Source organism: Streptomyces krungchingensis, from assembly GCF_054729265.1.
On record NZ_JBPUKY010000001.1, the window covers coordinates 1,052,095 to 1,074,875 of the forward strand.

Below are 22,781 nucleotides of genomic sequence, written 5' to 3' on the forward strand. Positions count from 1 at the left end.
CGCATGCATGCAAAGGACATCCTCATCGACGCGTTCAGCCGCATCCAGGAAGAAGTCCATGCCGCCGTCGGGGGACTCTCCCCCGGGGAACTCGACGCCCGTCCCGCCGCCGACGCGAACTCCATCGCGTGGCTGGTCTGGCACCTCACCCGCGTCCAGGACGACCACGTCGCCGACGCGGCCGGCCTCGACCAGGTGTGGCTCGCGCAGGACTGGGAGAAGCGCTTCGGGCTCGGACTGCCCCGCCACGACACGGGGTACGGGCACAGCTCGCAGCAGGTCGCCAAGGTCCGCGTGGACTCGGGCGACCTGCTGACCGGGTACTACGACGCCGTCCACGAGCAGACCCTCGGAGTCCTGCGCGAGGTGACCGCCAAGGACCTGGAGCGTGTCGTGGACGACCGCTGGACCCCGGCGGTCACCTTCGGTGTCCGGCTGGTGAGCGTCCTGGCCGACGATCTGCAGCACGTCGGCCAGGCCGCCTACGTCAGGGGGCTGCTCGGCGCCGGTTGAGAGCCGGATGGCCCAGCTGGGTCCCGGGGTTCCTCAGAGCGCGGCCGCGTAGCCGGGCAGCACCACGTCGTGGAGGAGGGCGTTGCGCTCGTCGAACGGGATGAACGCGCTCTTGACCGCGTTGACCGTGACGGTGCGCAGGTCCTCCACGGTCCAGCCCGCCTCCTCGACCAGCAGCGACATCTCGCGGGTCATCGTCGTGCCGGAGACGAGGCGGTTGTCGGTGTTGAGGGTGACACGGAAGCCGAGGTCGCGCAGCGCGGTGATGGGGTGCTCGGCGATCGAGGTGGCCGCGCCCGTCTGGAGGTTGGACGTCGGGCACATCTCCAGGGCGACGCGGCGGTCGCGCACCCAGCCGGCGAGCCGGCCGAGCTTGCCGTCCACGATGTCCTCGGTGATCCGCACGCCGTGCCCGATGCGCTGCGCGCCGCACACCTGGAGGGCCTGGTGGATGCTCGGCAGGCCGTGGGCCTCACCGGCGTGGATGGTGAACGGGACGCTCTCGCCGCGCAGGTGCTCGAAGGCGGCCAGGTGGTCGGCGGGCGGGAAGCCGTCCTCGGCGCCGGCGATGTCGAAGCCGACGACGCCGGCGTCACGGAAGGCGACCGCGAGATCGGCGATCTCGCGGGTGCGGTCGAACATCCGCATGCCGCAGAGCAGGGTGCCGACGCGCACGGGGGTGCCCGCGGCGGCGGCCTTGGCCATGCCGGCGGCCAGGCCCTCCTGCACGGTCTCGACGACCTCGGGCAGGGTCAGCCCGCCGTTCACCATCAGCTCGGGCGCGTAGCGGACCTCGCCGTAGACGACGCCGTCCTCGACCAGGTCGAGGACGTACTCCTCGGCGGTGCGCAGCAGCCCCTCACGGGTCTGCATGACGGCGAGCGTGTGCTCGAAGGTCGCTATGTAGCGCACCAGGTCACCGGAGTTGGCGGCCTCGTAGTACCAGTCGGCCAGTGCCTGCGGGTCGGTGGTCGGCAGGGTGTGGCCGACCGTCCCGGCGAGCTCCACCAGGGTGGCGGGGCGCAGACCGCCGTCGAGGTGGTCGTGCAGCACGGCCTTGGGGAGGCGGCGGATGGTGTCGATGTCGATGCGGGGCGCGGTCATGCGTGTCTTTCCTCGGGGTTCTCGGCAGGCTCGGCGGAGCTCCGGTGGCATTCGGGGCTCGGCGGGTCGGAAGTCGGGTGCGGGCCGGGCGGGTGCGTCGCCGGGCCGCGCGGAGGGGGTGGCGGACCGCTCAGGGGGCGGGGGCCGGCTGGAGCAGGTCCCAGCGGTTTCCGTACAGGTCCTGGAAGACCACGACCGAGCCGTACGGCTCGTGCCGCGGCTCCTCCAGGAAGGTCACGCCCGCCGCCCGCATCCGCTCGTGGTCGCGGGCGAAGTCGTCGGTGTGCAGGAAGAAGCCCACGCGCCCGCCGGTCTGGTCGCCGACCCGGCCGCGCTGCGCGTCGTCCTTGGCCCTGGCCAGCAACAGCCCGCTGCCGTCGCGCCCGGCGTCCGGTGCGACGACGACCCAGCGTGAGCCGTCGGGCCGCGGCGTGTCCTCGACCAGCCGGAAGCCGAGGGCTTGGGTGTAGTGGCGGATCGCCTCGTCGTAGTCGTCGACGACGAGGGTGACCAGGGCGATGCGTCTCATCGGAGCCCCTCCAGGGTTATACGTAACACGTAGCGTACGGCATCCCACGGGACGGTCGGCATGACCAGCGGAAGCGGTATGCGTCACGGAGATCCGCCGGCCGCGGAGCCGCCGGATTCGAGCGGTCGCACAGGCGGCGGAATCGGGCGGGCCCGCGCAGACGGCGGAATCCGCCGGGCCACCCCGGGAACGCACGCGTCGCGCGAATCGTCTACTGTTCTGTAGACCGTCTACAGAATTGTAGTCATCGGGTGTGTGGTGTCCCGCGCGCCCGTGACGGAAGCGCGGTGGAAGGGGTCCCGATGTCCGCAGCAGCCCGGTGCGTGGCGTCGTCGCGCGACGCCGGCAGTCTCCGGACGCTGTCGTGAAGCGCGAGGACACCACGGAGCTCGCCGGTTCGACGGCGCTGGGCAGCGCGGTCGCGTTCGTGCTGCTGACGCTGGTCGTCGCCGGCCGCGGCGGGACCGCGCTGTTCGGCGACGAGGACCTGACCGCGTGGTCGGTGGGGCACCGTCCGGACGTCGCGCTCGCCCTGGCACGCGGCGTGACGGACACGGGCACCGGAGTCGTTCCGTACGTCCTGGCCGCCCTGGCGGGGCTCGTGGTCGCGCGGACGGCACGGCAGCGGCTCACCGCTGTCACCGTCTGTCTCCTCTGCCTGGCCGCCGCGCAGGCGGTCCGGTACGGGGTGATGTCGCTCGTCGCCCGCCCCCGCCCCGCGGCCGCCGACTGGGCCACCCACGCCTCGGGCTGGTCCTTCCCCTCGGGCCACACCACCACGTCGGCCGTCGCCGCCGGACTGCTCGCGCTCGCCGTGCTCGCCAGGGCTCCGCGCGGCCGTTGGCCGATCGCCCTGGCCATCGGCTGCTGGGCCGTTCTGGTCGGGCTGTCCCGGGTCTATCTGGGCGTCCACTGGTTCTCCGACGTCCTGGGCGGCTGGCTGTTCGCCACCTGCTGGCTCGGCCTCTGCACCTACGCCCTCGCACGGTTCGCCCCCCGTGCCCACTCCGCGATATCGGCGCCCTCTCTCCGCCCTGGTCCCACGACGGAAGAGCACCGCCATGCATCGCGCACCGAGAGGGAGGTCCCCCCTCCATCGTCTCCGTAGCCACCTCGGCCTGCTCCGCAGGCACCTCGGCTGGGCCGTGGGCGCGGCCTACCTCGCCGCCGCGGCCGCGCCCGGTCCGGGTCTGTGGCTGCGCCGCACCCACCCTGTACTCCAGGTCCCCGTCGACACCTCGCACCTGCTGCTGTCCCTGGTCCTGTTCTCCGCGGGCCTCCAGGTGCCCGTGCGCGACCTGCGCTCCCTCGTCCGCCGGCCCACGCCGCTGCTGACCGGGCTCGTCCTCCATCTGGTCGCGCCGCTGCTGATCATTCCCGGGGTCGCGTTCGCGCTGCGTCACTCCCCCGACAGCGACGGGGGCAGCGGCCTGATCGCGGGGATGATCGTGATCGTCGCGATGCCGGTGGCGGCGGGGGCGACCGTATGGACCGGCAAGGGGGCCGGCGACCAGCCGACGACCGTGGGCCTGGTGCTCACCTCGACGTTCGTCAGCCCTCTGACGATCCCGGTCACGATGACGACGCTCTGTCCCCTGCTGGACGGCGCGTACGCGGGCACACTGGCCGCGGCAGCGCAGTCCGCGGGCAGCGGTTTCGCGCTCTCCGGGGTGCTGCCGTGCGGTGCCGGAATCCTGTGCCGCACGGCCCTGCCGCAGCGGCTCACCGCCCGCCTGCTCGACCTGGCGGTCCCGGCGGCGCTGCTCGGCTCACTGCTGCTGACCTACGTCAACGCCGGCGCCGCCCTCGCACCGTTCCTCACCCACCCGGAGCCCTTGCTCTTCACGGCCGCGCTGACCGTGTCCGCCACCGTCTGCGGCCTGTCCTTCGCGCTCGGCGCGATCACCACCCGGTTGCTGCGTCTCGACGCGTCTGTCGGCGCCTCCGTCACCCTGGCCTGCGGGATGACCAACAGCAGTGCGGGCGCCGTGCTGGTCGCGACGACGCTGCCGGACCGGCCGCACGTCCTGCTCCCGGTCCTCGCGTACAGCCTGCTCCAGAAGGTGGCGGCGGGCCGGGTGGTGCGAGGCGGGCGGCGGCGTCGGGCGCGCGCATGGCATGGTGGAGATCGATCGTGAAGATCGTCAAGGGCCCGCCCCATCGGGTCCCCGTTCCGACTCTGCCCCACAGGAGTGGACCGCCATGTCCGAGCTGCCGAAGTCGACGGGCGCCCCGGCCCGTCAGAACGTGACCTTCCCGAGCGCCGGAGGCACCGCGCACGGCTATCTCGCGCTGCCGCCGTCGGGGTCGGGCCCGGGAGTGATCGTCATCCAGGAGTGGTGGGGCCTGACCGACCACATCGCGAACGTCGCGGACCGGCTCGCGGCGGAGGGCTTCGTGGCCCTCGCCCCTGACCTGTACGGCGGCAGTGTCGCCCACGACAGTGGCGAGGCCCTGCGGATGATGCGTGAACTGCCCGTGGCGCGCGGTGTCGAGCTGCTCTCCGGCGCCGTCGGCCATCTGCTGGGACTGCCCGAGGTCACCTCGGAGTCGGTGGCCTCGGTCGGTTTCTGCATGGGCGGCGGCTTCGTCATCGAGCAGGCCGCGGCCGACCCTCGCGTCGCCGCCGCGGTGCCCTTCTACGGAGTGGTCCAGGGCGAGCTGCCCGACTTCTCCCGTCTGAAGGCGCAGATCCTGGGCCACTACGGCGAACAGGACACGAGCATCACGAAGGAGAGCCGCGAGCGGCTGGTCGAGGCGATCGAGCGGCAGTCGGGCATCACTCCGGAGATCCGGCTCTACCCCGCCGGCCACGCCTTCTTCAACGACGGCCGCCCGGAGACGTACGACCCCGCGTCCGCCGCGGCCGCGTGGCGGAGCACGCTGGCCTTCCTGCGGGAGCAGCTGGGCTGAGCGCGGCACCACGGCATCCGCTCGGCCAGGGGCGGCACTTGGCGTCGCACACAGGAGGCACTCGACCTCGTACGGGAGGCGCTCCTCCTCGCACGGAGGGCATTCCCCCTCGCACGGAGGGCATTCCTCCTCGCGCGGGAGGCACTTGGCCTCGCACGGGAGGCGCTTCTCGTCGCACGGGAGGTACTTCTCGTCGCACAGGAGGTACTTCTCGCGGACATCATTTTCCCGCACGGTAGTTACCTGGCGGTAATTGCCGGTGATTTGATGTGCGGCGCCACTCAACCCCCCTCACCCACAGGGAGATCCAGTGCCGCTCTCCTCAGCGCGCCGCACCCGCGGCGCGGCCGCCCTCGCTCTCGCGCTCACCGCCGCGGGCCTCGCCGGAGCCGCGCCCGCGTCGGCCGTCCCCTCGGCCGACGCCGCGACGACACCCGCGATGCGGGTTCTGACGTACAACGTCTTCCTCATGAGCAAGTCCCTGTACCCGAACTGGGGCCAGGACCACCGCGCCGCGGAGATCCCGAAGACCTCGTTCTTCCGCGGCAACGACGTCGTCGTGCTCCAGGAGGCGTTCGACAACGGCGCCTCCGACGCCCTCAAGAGCGCGGCGGCGGGCGGTTACCCGTACCAGACGCCGGTCGTCGGGCGGAGCCGGAGCGGCTGGGACGCGACGGGCGGGGCGTACTCGTCGACCACGCCCGAGGACGGTGGGGTGACCGTTCTGAGCAAGTGGCCGATCGTGCACAAGGAGCAGTACGTCTACAAGGACGCCTGCGGTGCGGACTGGTGGTCCAACAAGGGCTTCGCCTATGTGGTGCTGAACGTGAACGGCGCGAAGGTGCACGTCGTCGGAACCCACGCGCAGTCGACGGACCCGGGCTGCGGTGCGGGTGAGGCCGCGGCCATGCGCAGCCGTCAGTTCAAGGCGATCGACGCGTTCCTGGACGCCAAGAACATCCCCGCGGACGAACAGGTCCTGGTCGCCGGTGACATGAACGTCGACTCCCGCACCCCGGAGTACGCCTCCATGCTCGCCGACGCGGACCTGGTGGGAGCGGACGCACGCACGGGGCACCCGTACTCCTTCGACACGCAGGAGAACTCCATCGCGCACGACCGTTACCCGACGGACCCGCGCGAGGACCTCGACTACGTCCTGCACCGGGCCGGCCACGCGCGCCCGGGGGCCTGGCGGAACGAGGTGGTCAAGGAGTCGTGCGCGCCGTGGACGGTGTCCAGTTGGGGCACCGACTACACGTACACGAACCTCTCCGACCACTACCCGCTGAGCGCGTACGCGGGCTGACGGGCGAGGGCCCCTGCCACGGCCGGCAGGGGCCCTCGGTCTCGCTCGGCGCCCTCGGTGTCACCGGCCGCCGGCGCGGACCGCGTCGAGGCGGGCCGTCTCCTCGTCGGTGAGGCGCAGCGCGCCGGCCGCCACGTTCTGCGCGAGGTGGTCCGGGTTGCCGGTGCCGGGGATGGCGAGGACGTGCGGGCCCTGTCGGAGCGTCCACGCCAGGCGGACCTGGGCGGGCGTCGCGCCGTGCGCCTCCGCGACGGCGGTCACCTCGGGCTCGTCGGCCTCCCCCGGGCCCATCGCACCGCCCTGGCCGGCGATGGCGAAGAACGGCACGAACGCGATGCCCAGTTCGCCGCAGGCGCGCAGGACGGCGTCGGCCTGCGGATCCGGGGTGCCGAGCCCGAACTGGTTCTGCACGGACACCACCGGCGCGATCGCACGAGCCTCCTCCAGGTGCCTGACCTCGACGTCGGAGACGCCCAGGTTCCGGACCAGGCCCGCCTCGCGCAGCTCGGCCAGCGCCCCGAAGTGCTCGGCGATCGAGTCCTGCCGCATGCGCCGCAGATACACCAGGTCGAGGTGGTCGCGGCCGAGTTGCCGCAGGTTCTCCTCGACGTGGGAGCGCAGCTGGTCGGGCCTGGCCGAGGTGCTCCAGTCCCCCGCGTAGTCGCGGTACGGTCCGACCTTGGTGGCGATCACGAGGTCGTCCGCGTACGGCGCCAGCGCGCTGTTGATCAACTCGTTCGCGGACCGCAGCGAAGAGAAGTAGAAGGCGGCCGTGTCGATGTGATCGACGCCCAGCTCGACAGCCCGTCGCAGCACGGCGATCGAACGCTCCCGGTTGCTCGGCGTCCCGTGGTGGAACGCGGCGCTGCCCGTCAGCCGCATGGCCCCGAAACCGATCCGATTGACGCTGAGTTCGCCCAGCTTCCATGTTCCCGCGGCGTCCGCGGTGATCATCTCTGAGGTCATCGGGGCAGTTTGACACATGCCGTCATGCGCGGCGGGACCAACGGACATCGGCCCGCACGCCCGTCCCGCCGACAGGCCCGGGCCGCGGAGCGGAGCCCCGGCTCACGTCACTGGCCGACCCTTCCAGCTCATTCGCTCCAGGGTCGCGTGTGGGGCGCCGAGCCCGCCGGATCCTGTCCGCCGATTCCCGGCGGGCCGCCACGCACGACGGCCCCCTGCTGTCGCAGGAGGCCGTCAGCGGGTGAAGCCGGCATCCCACGAGAGGATCCGTCTCCGGGCAGCATGGTAGTGCGCGCTACGCCGCGCGCCCGCCCGAGCAGTTCTCAACACGCCGGGCACAGCGCCCGCCCGGCGTCCATGGGTCTCGTTCGGATCAGCCCGGGTCCGCGATGCCCGGCATGGCCTGATCCGAGCCGATCCGCACGACACTCTCTATAGCTCTCGGTCCCCCTGCCAGGTGACCGAGGTCATGGCGGCCAGGCCGCCGTTGGCCAGGCCCTTGTAGGTCACCTTCCTGGCGGGGCCGAGCTCGTGCGCGACCTGTCGGGCCAGGTCCTTGCCCTCGTGGAACAGCCGATCGAAGTCGGCGTCGTACGTGCCGTCGGCCCGGTCCCGGACGTACAGGTTCATCGTGGTGTCGATGCCGGCGGCCCACGTGTTCAGGGCCGCGACGAGTCCGTCGGACAGGTTCAGGGCGGCGGCCGGGTCGTCGGGGGCGAAGTCCCCGAACCCGTCGGCGCGCAGCGGGCCGAACCCGAACTCGCCTTCGACGGTGACGTCCACCGGATGCGGGGGCGTGCCATGGCTGTCGCGCTCCCAGTACAGACGGTCGCAGCCCCAGCACACCCACTTCGACGTGCTGTGGCGCTCGTCCCGGTAGCGAACGGCCCATGACGGCCCGAGATGCCTGGCCAGCCTCCGGGTGAGCGCCAGGCCCAGTCCGACATGCTTGCGCAGGGCCGGACGCGAGAGGAAACCCTCCGGCGGGCGGACCAGCGACCACGAGTGCAGCGGGCCGGCCAGGTCGCCGGGCAGACCGAGGCCGGGCGCGTCCAGCGCGATGCCGCGGGTGAACGTCCCGACGTCCTCGGGCGCTCCGCCCTCGTGCGGCTCGTACAGCGGCGACGCCTCGCCCCGGGCGTGCACGAGCACGTGGCGTGGTTCCTCCATCGGCATACGAACTCCCCTGCTCCTGGGCGGACTTCGGTCCGTCGGCCGCCTGGACCAAACCGGGCGCCCTGGCTGCGCGGCGGAAGGGCGGTGCCGGCCGCCGCGCCCGGTCGGCGTACTCGTCCGTCGCCGCCGCGCCCTGTCCGGCCGGTCACGCGCGAGCGGTCAGGTGGTCCACTCGTCGACGAGAAGTCCGAGGACCATCACGTCCTTGAACCCGCCGTACACCCAGGCCGAGCGCCGCAGTGTGCCCTCGACCGTGAAGCCGCCCTTCCGCGCGGCCGCGATCATCGCCGCGTTGTCCGCGAGGGTCTCCAACTGCAGGCGCTGCATTCCGCGCACCACGAAGCCGTACTCGCACAGCACCCGGACGACGTCCGAGCCCAGCCCCCGCCCGCGGAAGGCGGGCAGGACGGAAATGCCCAGGTGCGCCGTCCTGTTGTGGCTGTCGATGGCCCACAGCATGGCCGCGCCGACCAGTTCCTGCGAGTCGAGGTCGACCACGGAGAACGGCGCCACCTTCTCCGACGGTTCGGACACCGCGAAGGGGGAGGCCGCCGAGTCCTGCCCGATCGGCTGCCAGGGCCGGGTGTCGCTCTGCGAGCGGACGAGCACATCGTCGTGGAGCCCCGCGTGCAGCACGGGCACGTCCGCTTCGCGCCGGGCCCTGAGCCCGACCTTTTCGCCTGTCATCATCCGGCATGACTACCTCACGGCACCGGGTCGATCAATCGATTTGTCCGGGCCATGGGCGTGGCAGACGGCTCGGCCCAGGTGTCCAGAAGAGCTCCACCGAGGGCCCGAGTACGCGCGCACCCGGCTGCGAACAACACTCCGCAGCGTGAACAGCCCGCACGGCGCGACGCCTCCTCACGCCCCGGCCGCCCGGCTTCAGCGCTACCGGCCCTCCGCCTCAGGGGCCGGCCGAGCCGTGCTGTCACGCACCACCAGTTGCGTGGGCACCAGCGTGGTGCCGTGCTCCACCCCCTCCTGCCGCATCCTGCGCAGAACGCCCTCGACGCACAGCCGCCCGATCTCGGCGAAGTCCTGGTGGACCGTGGTCAGGGGAGGCAGGAAGGAGCCCGCCTCGGGGATGTCGTCGAAACCGATGACGCTGACGTCCTCGGGGATCCTCCTGCCGCGCTCGTGCAGGGCCCGGAGCAGGCCCAGTGCCATCTGGTCGTTGGCGGCGAACACCGCCGTGCAGTCCGGCCGGTCGGCGAGCTGCAGGCCGGCGCGGTAGCCGGACTCCGCCGACCAGTCGCCGCGCACCACGGGGGGCACGGTCCGGCCCGCGCCGGCGAGTTCGGCGCGCCAGGCGTCGGCGCGGCGCTGGGCCGCGAACGACTCCTCGGGACCGGCCAGGTGCCAGACCGTGCGGTGGCCGAGGTCCAGCAGGTGCCGGACCGCGGAGCGCGCTCCTCCGACCTGGTCGGTGTCGACCACGGTGTACCGGTCACCGGCGTCGGAGTCGGCCACGACGACCTGGACGTGCGGCGGCAGGGAGATCGTCGCGGTGTCGAGGAGGTGGACCTCCATGATGACGATGACGGCGTCGACCGCGAGCTCGCCGAGCCGGGAGAAGGCGCCGCGCACCTCGTCCTGGGTCGGGACCGCGACGGGGAGCAGGGTGACGGCGTACCCCTCCTGCGCCGCGGACGTGGCGATCGCCTCCAGGGTGCGCATGTTGCCCGTGGTGGAGAGGTTGAAGGTGATGACGCCGATGGTGCGGAACTCGCCTCGCTTGAGGGCGCGGGCCGCGCTGTTGGGCCGGTAGCCCAGCTCCTTCATCGCGGCGAGCACCTGCCGTCGCGTCTCCTCGTTGACGCCCGCGTAGCCGTTGGACACGCGCGACACCGTCTGGGACGAGACGCCTGCCAGACGGGCGACGTCCGCCATGGACGCGGTCTGCGCGCGGCGCCGGCCCCGCCGCCCGGTGAGCGTTCGTGCCCGGTCCTCGCTCGTCGAGGCACCGTCCGCTGTGTCCACCCGTCTCCCCTACTGCCCGAGTCTCAGATTCATCAGGTGACCCTTGACCACCGAGATGGGGGCAGTGTAGACATGCCGCCATCAGATGTTTACGTAAACATAACAGCTCGGAGCGGACTCGGGGCATCGATGTTTGCGTAAACATCGCGACGGCGCCCGGCGCCGGTTCCGAGATGGACGAGCGAGGAACGACATGACGACGCTTCAGCCACCGGCCGCGACACGGCCGCCGACCCGGCCACCGGCGAGACGGGACCGCCGCTCCTGGACCGGGTGGGGATTCATCGGCCCCTTCGCGGTGGTCTTCGCCTTTGTCTTCCTGGCACCCATCGCGTATTCGATCTACCTCAGCCTCTTCCGCGACCAGCTCATCGGCGGCACCACCTTCGTGGGGCTGGACAACTACCAACAGGCCCTTCAGGACGACCAGTTCTGGTCCTCACTCGCCCGCGTGTCGCTGTTCCTGCTGGTCCAGGTGCCGATCATGCTGGGCATCGCGCTGCTCGTCGCCCTGGCCCTGGACAGCGGACGGCTCTACGGCCGGGACTTCTTCCGGATCTCGATCTTTCTGCCCTACGCGGTGCCCGCCGTCGTCGCGACCCTCATGTGGGGCTTCATGTACGGCACCCGGTTCGGCCTGGTGAGCGACATCAACGACGCCCTCGGTGTCTCGCTGCCCAACCCGCTGGGGCCCGACCTGATCCTGGCGTCCATCGGCAACATCGTGACCTGGGAGTTCGTCGGCTACAACATGCTGATCTTCTACTCGGCACTCCGCGTCATTCCGCACTCCCTCTACGAGGCCGCGCAGATCGACGGCGCCGGGCAGATACGCGTGATCACCGCCATCAAGCTCCCGGCCATCCGCGGCGCCCTGGTGATCGCGACGATCTTCTCGATCATCGGCACCTTCCAGCTCTTCAACGAGCCGAGCATCCTCCAGAAGCTGGCGCCCAACGCCATCACCACCGACTACACCCCGAACTACTACACCTACTCGCTGTCCTTCTCGGGCCAGCAGCACAACTACTCCGCCACGGTCGCCATCGTCATGGGCCTGATCACCATGGTCATCGCCTACGTCGTCCAGCTGCGCGGCATGCGCAAGGGAGCGTGAAGCGATGAGCACCCCCGTCAGCACCGTCTCCCAGCCCGCGCCTCCGCCGGCCGGGACCGCCGCCCCGGTCCCCCGGCTGCGCGCCGCACGCCGGCGCAGCCCCAGCCGCCCGCGGCGCAGCATGCTGCTCACCGCACTGACCGGACTGGTCCTGCTGTACTCCCTGGTGCCGCTGGTCTGGCTCGTCATCAGCGCCACCAAGACCCAGGAGGGGCTGGCCAGTTCGTTCGGACTGTGGTTCAACGGCGACTTCGCCCTGTGGGACAACGTCAAGGAGACGTTCACCTACAACGACGGCGTCTTCTCCCGCTGGCTGCTGAACACCGTCCTGTACGTGGTGGCCGGCGCGGGCGGTGCCACCCTGCTGGCCGTCCTCGGCGGTTACGCCCTCGCGAAGTTCGCCTTCCCCGGCAAGCGTGCCGTCTTCGCCGTCGTCATCGGCGCCGTCGCGGTACCGGGCACCGCACTGGCCGTACCCACCTTCCTGATGTTCAGCAAGATGGGACTGACCGACACTCCCTGGGCCGTGATCATTCCGTCCCTCATCTCGCCGTTCGGTCTGTACCTGATGTGGGTCTTCGCGACCGAGGCCGTCCCCGGCGAACTGCTGGAGGCCGCCCGCATCGACGGCGCGGGTGAAGTGCGCACCTTCTTCCAGGTCGTTCTGCCCCTGCTGGCACCCGGCATCGTGACGGTCTCGCTGTTCACGATGGTCGCCACCTGGAACAACTACTTCCTGCCGCTGATCATGCTCAAGGACCCCGACTGGTATCCGCTGACCCTGGGCCTGAACAGCTGGAACGCGCAGGCCGCCACCGCCGGCGGACAGCCCGTGTTCAACCTGGTGATCACCGGCTCGCTCATCACCATCCTGCCGCTGATCGCCGCCTTCCTCCTGCTCCAGAAGTACTGGCAGTCCGGACTCGCCGCCGGAAGCGTCAAGGAGTAGGCCCGCGCCCCGGCGTCCCGCCTCCGCACCACGGCGCAGGCGCTCCCCCCTTTGACTCCCCCACAGTTCCTCAACCCTCATCAGGCACGGTTTCGGCCACGACGAAGTGGAAGCACCTCCATGCACATGAACCCCCGCCGCCTGCTGCGCGGCCTCGCCCTGGTCTCCGCCCTCGCCCTGGGCGCGACCGCCTGCGGCGGCTCCGACGACGGCGACGCCGCGCAGAAGGCGGTGTCCGCGAAGGACATCGACGCGGCTCTCAAGAAGGGCGGCAACCTCACGGTCTGGGCCTGGGAGCCCACGCTGAAGCAGGTCGTCGCCGACTTCGAGAAGGAACACCCCGCCGTCCACGTCAAGCTCGTCAACGCGGGCACCGGCAACGACCAGTACAAGGCTCTGCAGAACGCGATCTCCGCGAAGAAGGGCGTCCCCGACGTCGCGCAGATCGAGTACTACGCGCTGGGGCAGTACGCGCTGACCAAGGGGCTCGACGACCTGAACCCGTACGGGGCGGACAAGCTCGCGGACAAGTACTCGCCCGGCCCGCTGAACGCCGTGAAGGCCGGGACCGACAACATCTACGCCCTGCCGATGGACTCCGGGCCGATGGCGCTGTTCTACAACAAGAAGGTCTTCGACAAGTACAAGATCAAGGTGCCGACCACCTGGGACGAGTACCTGACGGCCGCCCGCGACCTGCACAAGGCCGACCCCAAGGCGTACATCGCCAACGACACCGGCGACGCGGGCGAGACCACGAGCCTGCTGTGGCAGGCCGGTTCGCGGCCCTACAAGGTCGACGGAACCACCGTGAAGATCGACTTCTCGGACGCGGGCGCGAAGAAGTACACCGAGGTCTGGCAGAAGCTCATCGACGAGAAGCTGCTCGCGCCGATCACCGGCTGGAGCGACGACTGGTACAAGGGGCTGGGTGACGGCACCATCGCCACCCTGGCCACCGGTGCCTGGATGCCCGCCAACTTCGCCTCCGGCGTGAAGGGCGCCTCCGGCGACTGGCGTGCGGCGCCGCTGCCCGCCTGGACCGCCGGTGACAAGGCCAGCGCGGAGAACGGCGGAAGCTCGCTCGCGCTGCCCGCGCTGGGCAAGAACAAGGAACTCGCCTACGCCTTCGTCGAGTACGCGAACGCCGGCAAGGGTGTGCAGACCCGCCTCGCCGCGGGCGCCTTCCCCGCGACCACCGCGGACCTGCAGTCCAGCTCGTTCCAGAACACCGAATTCCCGTACTTCGGCGGGCAGAAGGCCAACAAGGTCTTCGCCGACTCGGCCGCGAACGTCGCCGCGGACTGGTCGTACCTGCCCTACCAGGTCTACGCCAACTCCATCTTCAACGACACCGTCGGCAAGGCCTACGTCTCCGGCACCAGGCTGACCGCCGGTCTGCAGAGCTGGCAGGAGGCCTCCGTCAAGTACGGAAACGAGCAGGGCTTCACCGTTCAGAAGTAGCCGGCCCGGAAGCGGCCGACCGGAAGCGTCCCCGTGGGCGCGACCGGTCGGGCGCGCCCACGCACCCCCGTGCCGCACCGTGCGGAACACCGGAAGGACCACCATGATCTCCACCCTCCTGTCCCAGCACCCCCATGGGCCGGACGGTGACCCCACCCCACGTCTCGCGTACGGCGCCGACTACAACCCCGAGCAGTGGCCGCGCGAGGTGTGGCAGGACGACATCCGGCTGATGCAGGAGGCCGGCGTCAACATCGTCTCCGTGGGGATCTTCTCCTGGGCACGCATCCAGCCGGCGGAGGACGAGTGGGACTTCGCCTGGCTGGACGAGGTGATGGACCTGCTGCACGCGGGCGGCATAGGCGTCGACCTGGCCACTGCCACGGCGTCCCCGCCGCCCTGGCTCACCGCGGCGCACCCGGAGATCCTCCCGGTGACCGCGTCCGGTGAGACGGTGTGGCCGGGCGCGCGGCAGCACTGGCGGCCCACCTCGCCCGTCTTCCGCTCCCACGCGCTGCGCCTGGTGCGGAAGATGGCCGAGCGGTACGCGCACCACCCCGCGCTGGTGGCCTGGCACGTCTCCAACGAACTGGGCTGCCACAACGTCTACGACTTCTCGGACGACGCCGCCCGCGCGTTCCGCGACTGGCTGCGCGTCCGCTACACCACCCTCGACGGGCTCAACCACGCCTGGGGCACGGCGTTCTGGTCGCAGCGCTACAGCGACTGGGAGCAGATCCTGCCGCCCCGGCTGGCCGCCTCCCACCCCAACCCCACGCAGCAGCTGGACTTCAAGCGGTTCTCGTCCGACGCGCTGAAGGACTATCTGCGCGCGGAGCGGGACGTGCTGCGGGAGATCACCCCGGACGTCCCCGTGACCACGAACTTCATGGTCATGGGCGGCACCAAGGGCATGAACTACGCCGACTGGGCCGACGAGATCGACTTCGTCTCCAACGACCACTACGTGGTGCCCGATCCGCAGGACCGGGACGAACTGTCCTTCTCCGCCAACCTCGTCAGCGGCATCTCCGGCGGACGCCCGTGGTTCCTGATGGAGCACTCCACGAGCGCCGTCAACTGGCAGCCCGTCAACGTGGCCAAGCGTCCCGGCGAGCTCGCCCGCGACTCGCTCCTGCACGTCGCGCACGGCGCCGACGCGGTCTGCTTCTTCCAGTGGCGCCAGTCGGCCGCGGGCGCCGAGAAGTACCACTCGGCGATGGTGCCGCACGCCGGTTCCGACAGCGACGTGTTCCGTGCGGTGACCGGGCTCGGCCGGACCCTGCGGGAACTCGCCCCGGTCGCCGGGACCACGCGGGAGCCGGCCCGGGTCGGGATCGTCTTCGACTGGGAGTCGTGGTGGGCGAGCGAGCAGGACTCGCACCCCACCTCCCTGCTCGACTACCGGCGGGAGGCCCTCGACTGGTACTCCGCCCTGCTCGCGCTCGGCGTCCGGGCGGACGTCGTCACGCCGTGCGCCGACCTCGACACGTACCAGGTCCTGATCGCCCCGGTGCTGCACGTGGTCCCCGCGGCGCTCGCCAAGCAGCTCACCCGGTACACCGAGAACGGCGGCCACCTGGTCACCACGTACTTCTCCGGAGTCGTGGACGAGAACGACCATGTGTGGCTCGGCGGTTATCCGGGCGCGCTGCGCGAGCTGCTCGGCATCCGCGTCGAGGAGTTCGGGCCGCTGCTCGCCGGCGAGACGGCCGACGTCCTGCTGGGCGACGACGTGCCGGACGGGACCGCGGGGCGCGTCGCGACGGGCACCCTGTGGACCGACCGGATCTCGGTGGTCGACCCCGAGGTGGAGGTACTGGCGCGGTACCTCACCGGTCCCTCCGCCGATCGTCCCGCCGTCACCCGCCGTGCGCTGGGCCGGGGTTCGGCCTCGTACGTCTCCACCAGGCTCGGCCCGGACGGCCTCAGCGGCCTGCTGCCCGCGCTGCTCGCCCACGCCGGGGTCGGCAGTGAACTGCCCGAGGGCGCACGGGGAAAGGTCGAGCTGGCCGTGCGCCGCGACGCCGGCAGCCGCTACCTCTTCCTCGTCAACCGCAGCGACGAGCCGGTGCCGGTGGCCGGGCTCACCGGAGAACCGCTGACCGGTGGCGCCGAGCAGGACGGAGCGCTCGTCCTGTCCCCCAGGGGCGTCGCCGTGCTGCGGCAGCCCGCGACCTGACGACGAGGTCCGTCGCGCGGTCTCCCTCCCCTGAACACCCCCGGACGGTCAGGCGCCCGTCCGGGGGTCATTCCGCCGTGCTCCGCGCGGGGCACGGCGGTGCACCGAAACGTCGACCGACGAGTTGGGAGCACACATTGGCACGCCGTACCCGCACAAGACGGCTTCTGGGAACCATCTCCGTCACCGCGCTGGCCACCGGGGCAGCCCTGCTCACCGCCCCGCCGACACAGGCGGAGACCTCCGCGGCGGCCCAGGCCGCCGTCACCGTCCGGCCCGATCCCTCCTACAAGGAGCAGAGCTTCGAGGGCTGGGGAACCAGCCTGGTCTGGTTCGCCAACGCCACCGGCGACTACCCGCCGGAGATCCGCGAGAAGCTGGCGAAGCTGCTCTTCGACGACGACGGCCTCGCGCTCAACATCGCCCGCTACAACATAGGCGGCGGCAACGCCCCCGACGTCCAGGACTACTTGCGTGCCGGCGGGGCCGTCGACGGCTGGTGGAAGGCGCCGGAGGGCACCACCCGCACGGACACCGACTGGTGGAGCGCCGACGAAGCGGCCGACTGGAACCCGGACGCCGACGCCACACAGCGCTGGTGGGTGGACCGGATCAAGAAGGACATCGACCACTGGGAGACGTTCAGCAACTCCCCGCCCTGGTTCATGACGAAGAGCGGCTACGTCTCGGGCGGGTTCGACGCCAACGCGGACCAGCTCAAGGAGGAGTCCGTCGACGACTTCGCCGCCTACCTGGCGGGGGCGACCGCGCGGCTGGAGAAGGCGCACCACATCAAGGTCGACACCCTCGACCCGTTCAACGAGCCCAACACCGGTTACTGGAGCACACGGCTGGGCGCGGACGGCGAGCCGGTCGGCGGCCGCCAGGAAGGCGCCCACATCGGACCGGAACTCCAGCAGAAGGTGATCCGGGCGCTGGCCCCGGCCCTGAAGGCCGCGAGGACGGGCACGAAGATCTCGGCGATGGACGAGACCAACCCCAACCTGTTCACGCAGAACTGGAACACCTACCCGCAGGACGTCCGCTCGCTGGTCGGCCGGATGAATGTGCACACCTACGGCACGGGCGGGCGCACCAGCGTCCGCGACCTGGCCAAGGCGGCGGACAAGCCGCTGTGGATGAGCGAGGTCGAGGGCGACTGGGGCGACGGACAGAGCTTCACGGACATGCGGCCCGGTCTCGGCCTGGCCCAGCAGATGGTCGACGACCTGCGCGAACTGGAGCCGCGCGCCTGGGTGTTCTGGCAGCCCGTCGAGGACTACGACAACATGAAGCCGGGCGGGGAGTCCGCCAAGGGCGGCAACTGGGGCAGTATCCAGGTCCCGTTCAGCTGCACCTCGGCGGACACCCTGAAGACGTGTCCGGTCCGCACGAACACCAAGTTCGACACGGCCCGCAATTTCACCCACTACATCAAGCCGGGTGACCGGCTCGTCAAGACCGACGACAGGTCCAGCGCCGCCGCCGTGTCCAAGAGCGGCAACGCGGCGACCGTCGTCCACGTCAACAGCTCCACCGACTCCCGTACGGTGACGATCGACCTGTCCGGGTTCGGTCACATCGCGGGCAACGCGGCGGTCACTCCCGTCGTGACGAGCTCCGAGGGCAAGCTGGTCCGCGGGACGCCGGTCCGGGTCACCGGGCGGCAGGCGACCTTCACCGTGCCCGCCCAGTCGGTGACGTCGTTCCTCGTCAAGGGCGTGTCCGGGGTGGCCGAGGACGCGGCTCTGCTGCGCGAGGGCCGCGCCTACGAGCTGACCGGTGTGCAGAGCGGCAAGGACCTGACCGTCGCGGACGACGGCACCAAGCTCGTCATCAGGTCCGCGGGCACGGGGCCGGGCGACGCGGGACAGCGGTGGCGGCTGCTCCAGGTCACCGGTGACACCGGCAGCCGGCAGCGTTACGTGTTCGCCGACGCGGCCGGGGGCAGGCGGCTGGCCGTGCGGGACGGATCCCCGGTGCTGGAGGCGGACAGCGGTCCGCGCGACAGGGCCGCGCAGTGGATCATGTCGACGACCGGCGACGGCACCTGGACGTTGGTGAACGCGGCCACCGGCGGGCTGCTGGAGGTGGGCGGCCAGGCCACCGCCGAAGGGTCCGCGGTCACGATGTGGACGCCCAACTCCGGCGCCAATCAGCGGTGGAGAATCACCGATGTGACGGATCGTCAGGCTTCGTAGTCCTCGCTGCCCCGTCTCTTCTCGGCCGTGCGTGTGCCCGCCCTTCCCGGGGCGGGCACATCGGCGTCCGCGGGATGCCGGGACCGCGGATCGTCAGGGCATGGCGGAGGTGCCGGGGTGCTCGATGCCCGCGACGAACGCGGCGATGTCGGCGACCACGCGCTCGGGCTGCTCCCAGTGGACGGCGTGGCCCGTCCCCTCGTAGGCGAGCAGGCGTGATCCGTGGATGGCGTCGAGGATCGTCTGCTGGTCCTCGCGGGGCAGGATGCCGTCCTGCTCTCCCCAGATCACGAGGGTGGGCACCAGGATGCCGGCGAGCGTGGCGCGGAGATCGGCCTGCAGCAGACCCTCCAGGGTCTCCTTCCAGACGCGCGCGGGAACCTTGAGGTTCTCCTCGACCATGGTCTCGACGAGTCCCCGGGCGACCGGACGGTCCGCCACGGCGGCGGCCATGAACGCCTCGACGACATCACGTGGCACCGGATCCGACAGCCCCCGCACGGTCTCCCGCATCGCGTCGACCGCCGGTTTGTCCGCGAGCGTCGCCGGCACACCGAGCAGCACCAGCCCGGAGATCCGGTCGGGGTGGCTGCCCGCGACGATCCGGGCCGGCACGCCGCCGCCGTCGGCGCCGACGAGGACGGCGCGCGGAATGTCCGCGGCGTCGAGGAAGGCCACGAGGTCGGCGGCGAAGTCCTCGGGCGCGTACCCGGTGGCAGGGCGGTCGGCGTCGCCGTGGCCGCGCTGGGTGGGCGCGTAGCCGTGCAGGGACGCCGGCAGACGCCGCAGCAGCGGCTCGAAGGACCACCAGGAGTCGGCCAGCCCGTGGACGAGGACGACCGGTGTGCCCCCGGGGTACCCGGCCTCGGCGTACGGGAGGGTGAGTCCGTCGCGCAGCCGCGCGGACCTCAGGGAGATGACGGTCACGGCGTGCTGCCTCCTTCCGCTCGTCCGCCCGGGGCCGGCAGCCGGGAGATGAAGCGGGTGAGCGCGTCGACGTACTGCTCCGGGTGGGTGATGTGGGGGATGTGCCCCGCCCCTTCGATGACCTGGTAGCAAGCCTGTGGCGCGGCCGCCGCCAGCCGGTCGAGGACCTTCGCCGTCCAGGCCGGGCTCTCGGAACCCCGGCTCAGCAGGAGCGGTACGGAGCAGCGGGCGAGGCCGTCGAGGTCCAGGGTCGCCCAGCCGGCGTCGGACTGTTCGTCCAACCAGGTGGGCGCGTTGTGCACGAACGTCTCGCGCACTTCGGCCGGCAGCCGGTCCCACATGCCCGGCCCCAGAGCGACCTCCTCCACGAACAGCCAGGCGGCCTGCTCGTACTCGCCGTTGCGGAGATGGTCGAGGGTCGCGTCGACGGAGTCCTGGGTCGGGCGGAGTTCCGCCATGGCGTCCTGGTCGTCGGCGACGATCGCGAACAGCGGGGGTTCGTGGGCGGTGACGCTCCGGAACAGCCCGGGGCTCCGTGTGGCCAGGCCCAGCGTGATCGAGGCCCCGAACGAATTGCCCGCCACGTGCGCGGACTCCCCCGCCACCTGCTCGATCACGGCCGCGAGGTCGTCCTCGTCCTCCCGCCTGGTGCCCTGGCCCGGTGCCGCCTCGCTGCGGCCGTGGCCCCGCCGGTCGTAGGTGATCACCCGGAACGACGCGCGGGCGTCGGCGTCGATGGCCGCCCGCCACGACGTGTGGTCGTTCCAGGAGCCGTGGACCAGGACGAGCGGGTCGCCCTCCCCGACGACCTGGTAGTGGATGCCCAGGTCGCCCGAGTGAAGAAGCGGCATGCCGTGACTCCTCAGCGCGTCCGGGGATGACAGGGCTGCGGGCCGGCCCGCCATACGGTTGCCCCCAGTGTCCGCCGGGACGTGTGCGGCGTCGCCCCCGCGTCGGACATACGGGCTAACACCTGGGCTCACCCGCCGGTCGCGGCGTCCGTTAGGGTGTGCGTCGTACCGGACACGGGGTGCCCCGATCGAGGGCTGAGATCACACCCGTCGAACCTGAACCAGTTCGTACTGGCGGAGGGATGTCTTCATGCCATTGGCGCATGTTTCCGGCGGGCTGCCCGCCGATGGCCGGCCGGCCGTCTTCGACGGCAGGATGCCGGCCGCTCCCGGGGACCTGAGGGTCGAGGGACACGGAATCGAGCCGGTCCCGGAGGGGAACCGCTACGGCGGGGCCGGACGGCTGTTCACGGTGTGGTTCGCCCCCAATCTGACCATGACGGGTGTGTTCACCGGGACCATCGGCGTCGCGCTCGGCCTGGACTTCGGCACCGCACTCGCCGCGGTCGTCCTCGGCACCGTGCTCGGCGCCCTGCCCACCGCGTATCTGAGCACCTGGGGCGGCCTCACCGGGACCGGCCAACTCCCCCTGGCCCGGCTGGCCTTCGGCCGTGCCGTGGCGTTGCCCGGCATCCTGCAGTGGGTGTCGTCGGTGGCCTGGGACGCGCTGATCGGGCTGTTCGGCGGGGACGCGCTGGCCCGGCTGTGCGGCTGGCCGTTCTGGATCGGAGTGCTGGTCATGATGGCCGCGCAGGGCGCACTGGGCGTCCTGGGGTACGAGGCGATCCACCGCCTCCAGATCGTCATGACCTTCGTGCTCGCCGCCTCGTTCGCGGTCATCGCCTGGCGGATGCTGGACGGTGTCCACCCCGCCTCGACGGGTGCGGCGGCGGGCGCCGACCGTGCGGGCGCGTTCGTGCTGACCAGCACCATCGCGCTGAGCCTCGCCCTGTCCTGGGCTCCGTACGCGACGGACTTCAGCCGGTATCTGCCGCGGGGCACCTCCCGTACGCGCATGTTCTGGTGCACGCTGCTCGGTCTCGTGGTGTCGTTCGTGGCCGTGCAGGCCCTCGGACTGTGGGGCGCGTCCGTGCTCACGGACCAGACGGCCGCGGGCGTCGACGAGTTGCTGGGCGGCGGGGCCGCCGGTGCGTTCGGACTGCTGGCGGTGGCGCTGGCGGCGGTGTGCAGCAACGCGATGAACGACTACAGCGGTTCGCTGGCACTGCAGACCGTGGGGGTGCGTGTGCCCCGCCCGGTGGCCGCCGCGCTCGCCGCCGTGCTCGGCTTCCCGCTGGTGCTGTGGATGCACGCGGCCGACACCACCACGCGGTTCCAGAACGTGCTGCTGTTCGTCGGCTACTGGATCCCCGGGTTCGTCGCGATCGTCGTCGTGGACTGGGTCGCGCGAGCCCGCGCCCGCGGGGGTGCCGCGTTCGACGTCACCGCCGAGGCGTCGCTGCCGCAGCCGGCCCGGCCCGCGCTGCTGGCGTTCGTCGCCGCGTTCGCCGCGGCCGTCCCGTTCATGGACACCGGCCTGTACGTGGGTCCGGTCGCCGAAGCGCTGCACGGCGCCGACCTCTCCTACTACGTGGCGTTCCTCGTCGCGCTCGCCGTGTACGCCCCGCTGCGGTCGCGGGGCCGCACCGCCGTTCCCGTCCGCTGACGGCCCTGCCCGCCGTCCGCACGCAGCACCGCTGAGAGGAGCACCCCATGCCCCGGCCACCCCTGGTCCTGACGATCGCCGGTTCCGACTCCGGCGGTGGCGCCGGAATCCAGGCCGACCTGAAGACGATGCTGGCGCTCGGCGCGCACGGCATGAGCGTGCTCACCGCGGTCACGGCGCAGAACTCGGTGGGTGTGCAGGGTGCTTGGGAACTGCCCGTGGAGGCGGTGCGCGCCCAGTACCGCAGTGTCGTCGACGACATCGGCGTACAGGCCGTGAAGACGGGGATGCTGGCGTCGCCCGGCCTGGTCACGGCGGTGGCCGAACTGCTGGCGGACGTGCCCGCGCCCGTCGTCGTCGATCCGGTGAGCGTCTCCAAGCACGGGGACCGGCTGCTGGCCGACGACGCGCTGGACGCGGTGCGCGGCCGGCTGCTGCCGGTGGCGACGGTGGTGACGCCCAATCTCGACGAGGTCGCCGAACTCACGGGAGTGACCGTGGACGACGAGGCGGGCATGCGCCGGGCGGCCGGGCGGCTGCTGGACTTCGGCCCCCGCTGGGCCCTGGTGAAGGGCGGTCATCTTCCGGGACAGGCCGTCGATCTGCTCACCGACGGGACGGAGGAGCACTGGCTGCGCGCGCCGCGGCACGACAACCGGCACACCCACGGCACGGGGTGCACCCTCGCCTCGGCGATCGCGGTGGGGCTGGCGGAGGGCCGTTCGGTGCCCGACGCCGTGCGGCAGGCCAAGGAGTACGTCACGTCGGCCATCGCTGCGGGCTTCGCGCTCGGTGCCGGCATCGGCCCCGTCGACCACGGATGGCGGCTGCGGGAGCGGCCCGCGGAACTCACCGCGCGGACAACGCCCGCACGCTGAACGCCGCGGCCCCCGCCGTCCGTACTTGACCGGGAGAGCGACAGTCGACTGCT

The 22,781-nt window shown here is 71.5% G+C and carries 20 protein-coding genes and 1 riboswitch; of the genes, 12 read left to right on the top strand and 8 right to left on the bottom strand.

Features of this window, described 5'->3' with window-relative positions:
- The first annotated feature begins 3 nt into the window (after window positions 1-3).
- Entirely contained in the window at window positions 4-513 is a 510-nt protein-coding gene (locus ACSYGO_RS04860) for a mycothiol transferase (RefSeq protein WP_432186883.1), read from the top strand.
- A gap of 33 nt (window positions 514-546) precedes the next feature.
- On the opposite strand, the gene ACSYGO_RS04865 is transcribed toward ACSYGO_RS04860, so the two are convergent.
- Window positions 547-1,617 (bottom strand): adenosine deaminase, encoded by a 1,071-nt coding sequence (locus ACSYGO_RS04865; protein ID WP_460385853.1) that lies wholly within the window; start codon window positions 1,615-1,617, stop codon window positions 547-549.
- 130 nt (window positions 1,618-1,747) lie between these two features.
- Window positions 1,748-2,146, bottom strand: coding sequence for a VOC family protein (locus ACSYGO_RS04870; protein WP_028799449.1), 399 nt, complete (start codon window positions 2,144-2,146; stop codon window positions 1,748-1,750).
- Between the two features lie 364 nt (window positions 2,147-2,510).
- Between ACSYGO_RS04870 and ACSYGO_RS04875 the strand changes: the two genes are divergently transcribed.
- The 4 genes from ACSYGO_RS04875 (at window position 2,511) to sph (ending at window position 6,368) form a co-directional block, all read left to right on the top strand.
- The gene (locus ACSYGO_RS04875; RefSeq protein ID WP_460385854.1) at window positions 2,511-3,254 is read left to right on the top strand and encodes a phosphatase PAP2 family protein; all 744 of its coding nucleotides are present in this window, start codon (window positions 2,511-2,513) and stop codon (window positions 3,252-3,254) included.
- Window positions 3,208-4,284, top strand: coding sequence for a bile acid:sodium symporter family protein (locus tag ACSYGO_RS04880; protein WP_460385855.1), 1,077 nt, complete (start codon window positions 3,208-3,210; stop codon window positions 4,282-4,284). Before ACSYGO_RS04875 ends, ACSYGO_RS04880 begins: the two co-directional genes overlap by 47 nt.
- A gap of 64 nt (window positions 4,285-4,348) precedes the next feature.
- Window positions 4,349-5,059, top strand: a complete 711-nt coding sequence (locus ACSYGO_RS04885) for a dienelactone hydrolase family protein (protein ID WP_426679393.1) — start codon at window positions 4,349-4,351, stop codon at window positions 5,057-5,059.
- Window positions 5,060-5,369: 310 nt separating this feature from the next.
- Window positions 5,370-6,368 (top strand): sphingomyelin phosphodiesterase, encoded by a 999-nt coding sequence (gene sph, locus ACSYGO_RS04890; RefSeq protein ID WP_460385856.1) that lies wholly within the window; start codon window positions 5,370-5,372, stop codon window positions 6,366-6,368.
- Window positions 6,369-6,428: 60 nt separating this feature from the next.
- On the opposite strand, the gene ACSYGO_RS04895 is transcribed toward sph, so the two are convergent.
- The 4 genes from ACSYGO_RS04895 to ACSYGO_RS04910 form a co-directional block, all read right to left on the bottom strand.
- Window positions 6,429-7,334, bottom strand: coding sequence for an aldo/keto reductase (locus tag ACSYGO_RS04895; RefSeq protein ID WP_432186889.1), 906 nt, complete (start codon window positions 7,332-7,334; stop codon window positions 6,429-6,431).
- A 432-nt stretch (window positions 7,335-7,766) separates the two neighbouring features.
- Complete coding sequence (locus ACSYGO_RS04900; RefSeq protein ID WP_460385857.1) at window positions 7,767-8,504, bottom strand: hypothetical protein; 738 nt, start codon at window positions 8,502-8,504, stop codon at window positions 7,767-7,769.
- A gap of 165 nt (window positions 8,505-8,669) precedes the next feature.
- Window positions 8,670-9,200 (bottom strand): GNAT family N-acetyltransferase, encoded by a 531-nt coding sequence (locus tag ACSYGO_RS04905; protein ID WP_432176954.1) that lies wholly within the window; start codon window positions 9,198-9,200, stop codon window positions 8,670-8,672.
- Window positions 9,201-9,401: 201 nt separating this feature from the next.
- Window positions 9,402-10,493, bottom strand: a complete 1,092-nt coding sequence (locus ACSYGO_RS04910; RefSeq protein WP_426679398.1) for a LacI family DNA-binding transcriptional regulator — start codon at window positions 10,491-10,493, stop codon at window positions 9,402-9,404.
- A gap of 193 nt (window positions 10,494-10,686) precedes the next feature.
- Between ACSYGO_RS04910 and ACSYGO_RS04915 the strand changes: the two genes are divergently transcribed.
- The 5 genes from ACSYGO_RS04915 (at window position 10,687) to ACSYGO_RS04935 (ending at window position 18,406) form a co-directional block, all read left to right on the top strand.
- Entirely contained in the window at window positions 10,687-11,610 is a 924-nt protein-coding gene (locus ACSYGO_RS04915; protein WP_345658369.1) for a carbohydrate ABC transporter permease, read from the top strand.
- Between the two features lie 4 nt (window positions 11,611-11,614).
- The gene (locus ACSYGO_RS04920; RefSeq protein WP_460385858.1) at window positions 11,615-12,559 is read left to right on the top strand and encodes a carbohydrate ABC transporter permease; all 945 of its coding nucleotides are present in this window, start codon (window positions 11,615-11,617) and stop codon (window positions 12,557-12,559) included.
- 120 nt (window positions 12,560-12,679) lie between these two features.
- Window positions 12,680-14,023, top strand: a complete 1,344-nt coding sequence (locus ACSYGO_RS04925) for an ABC transporter substrate-binding protein (RefSeq protein ID WP_426679400.1) — start codon at window positions 12,680-12,682, stop codon at window positions 14,021-14,023.
- Window positions 14,024-14,126: 103 nt separating this feature from the next.
- Window positions 14,127-16,205 carry a beta-galactosidase gene (locus ACSYGO_RS04930; protein WP_460385860.1) on the top strand — a complete coding sequence of 693 codons (2,079 nt, stop codon included), beginning with the start codon at window positions 14,127-14,129 and terminating at the stop codon, window positions 16,203-16,205.
- A gap of 137 nt (window positions 16,206-16,342) precedes the next feature.
- Entirely contained in the window at window positions 16,343-18,406 is a 2,064-nt protein-coding gene (locus ACSYGO_RS04935) for an RICIN domain-containing protein (protein WP_460385861.1), read from the top strand.
- A gap of 93 nt (window positions 18,407-18,499) precedes the next feature.
- Here the strand turns inward: ACSYGO_RS04935 and ACSYGO_RS04940 are convergent, their stop codons facing one another.
- Together ACSYGO_RS04940 and ACSYGO_RS04945 are read right to left on the bottom strand one after the other, a co-directional pair.
- Window positions 18,500-19,333 (bottom strand): alpha/beta fold hydrolase, encoded by an 834-nt coding sequence (locus tag ACSYGO_RS04940; RefSeq protein ID WP_426679403.1) that lies wholly within the window; start codon window positions 19,331-19,333, stop codon window positions 18,500-18,502.
- Complete coding sequence (locus ACSYGO_RS04945; protein ID WP_460385862.1) at window positions 19,330-20,184, bottom strand: alpha/beta fold hydrolase; 855 nt, start codon at window positions 20,182-20,184, stop codon at window positions 19,330-19,332. The genes ACSYGO_RS04940 and ACSYGO_RS04945 overlap by 4 nt, the downstream gene beginning before the upstream one ends.
- A 165-nt stretch (window positions 20,185-20,349) precedes the next feature.
- A riboswitch (TPP riboswitch) is annotated at window positions 20,350-20,444 on the top strand.
- Between ACSYGO_RS04945 and ACSYGO_RS04950 the strand changes: the two genes are divergently transcribed.
- Together ACSYGO_RS04950 and thiD are read left to right on the top strand one after the other, a co-directional pair.
- Window positions 20,435-21,850 carry a purine-cytosine permease family protein gene (locus tag ACSYGO_RS04950; protein ID WP_460385863.1) on the top strand — a complete coding sequence of 472 codons (1,416 nt, stop codon included), beginning with the start codon at window positions 20,435-20,437 and terminating at the stop codon, window positions 21,848-21,850. It overlaps the preceding riboswitch by 10 nt.
- Before the next feature lie 47 nt (window positions 21,851-21,897).
- The gene (gene thiD / locus ACSYGO_RS04955) at window positions 21,898-22,728 is read left to right on the top strand and encodes a bifunctional hydroxymethylpyrimidine kinase/phosphomethylpyrimidine kinase (protein WP_460385864.1); all 831 of its coding nucleotides are present in this window, start codon (window positions 21,898-21,900) and stop codon (window positions 22,726-22,728) included.
- The last annotated feature ends 53 nt before the right edge of the window (window positions 22,729-22,781 follow it).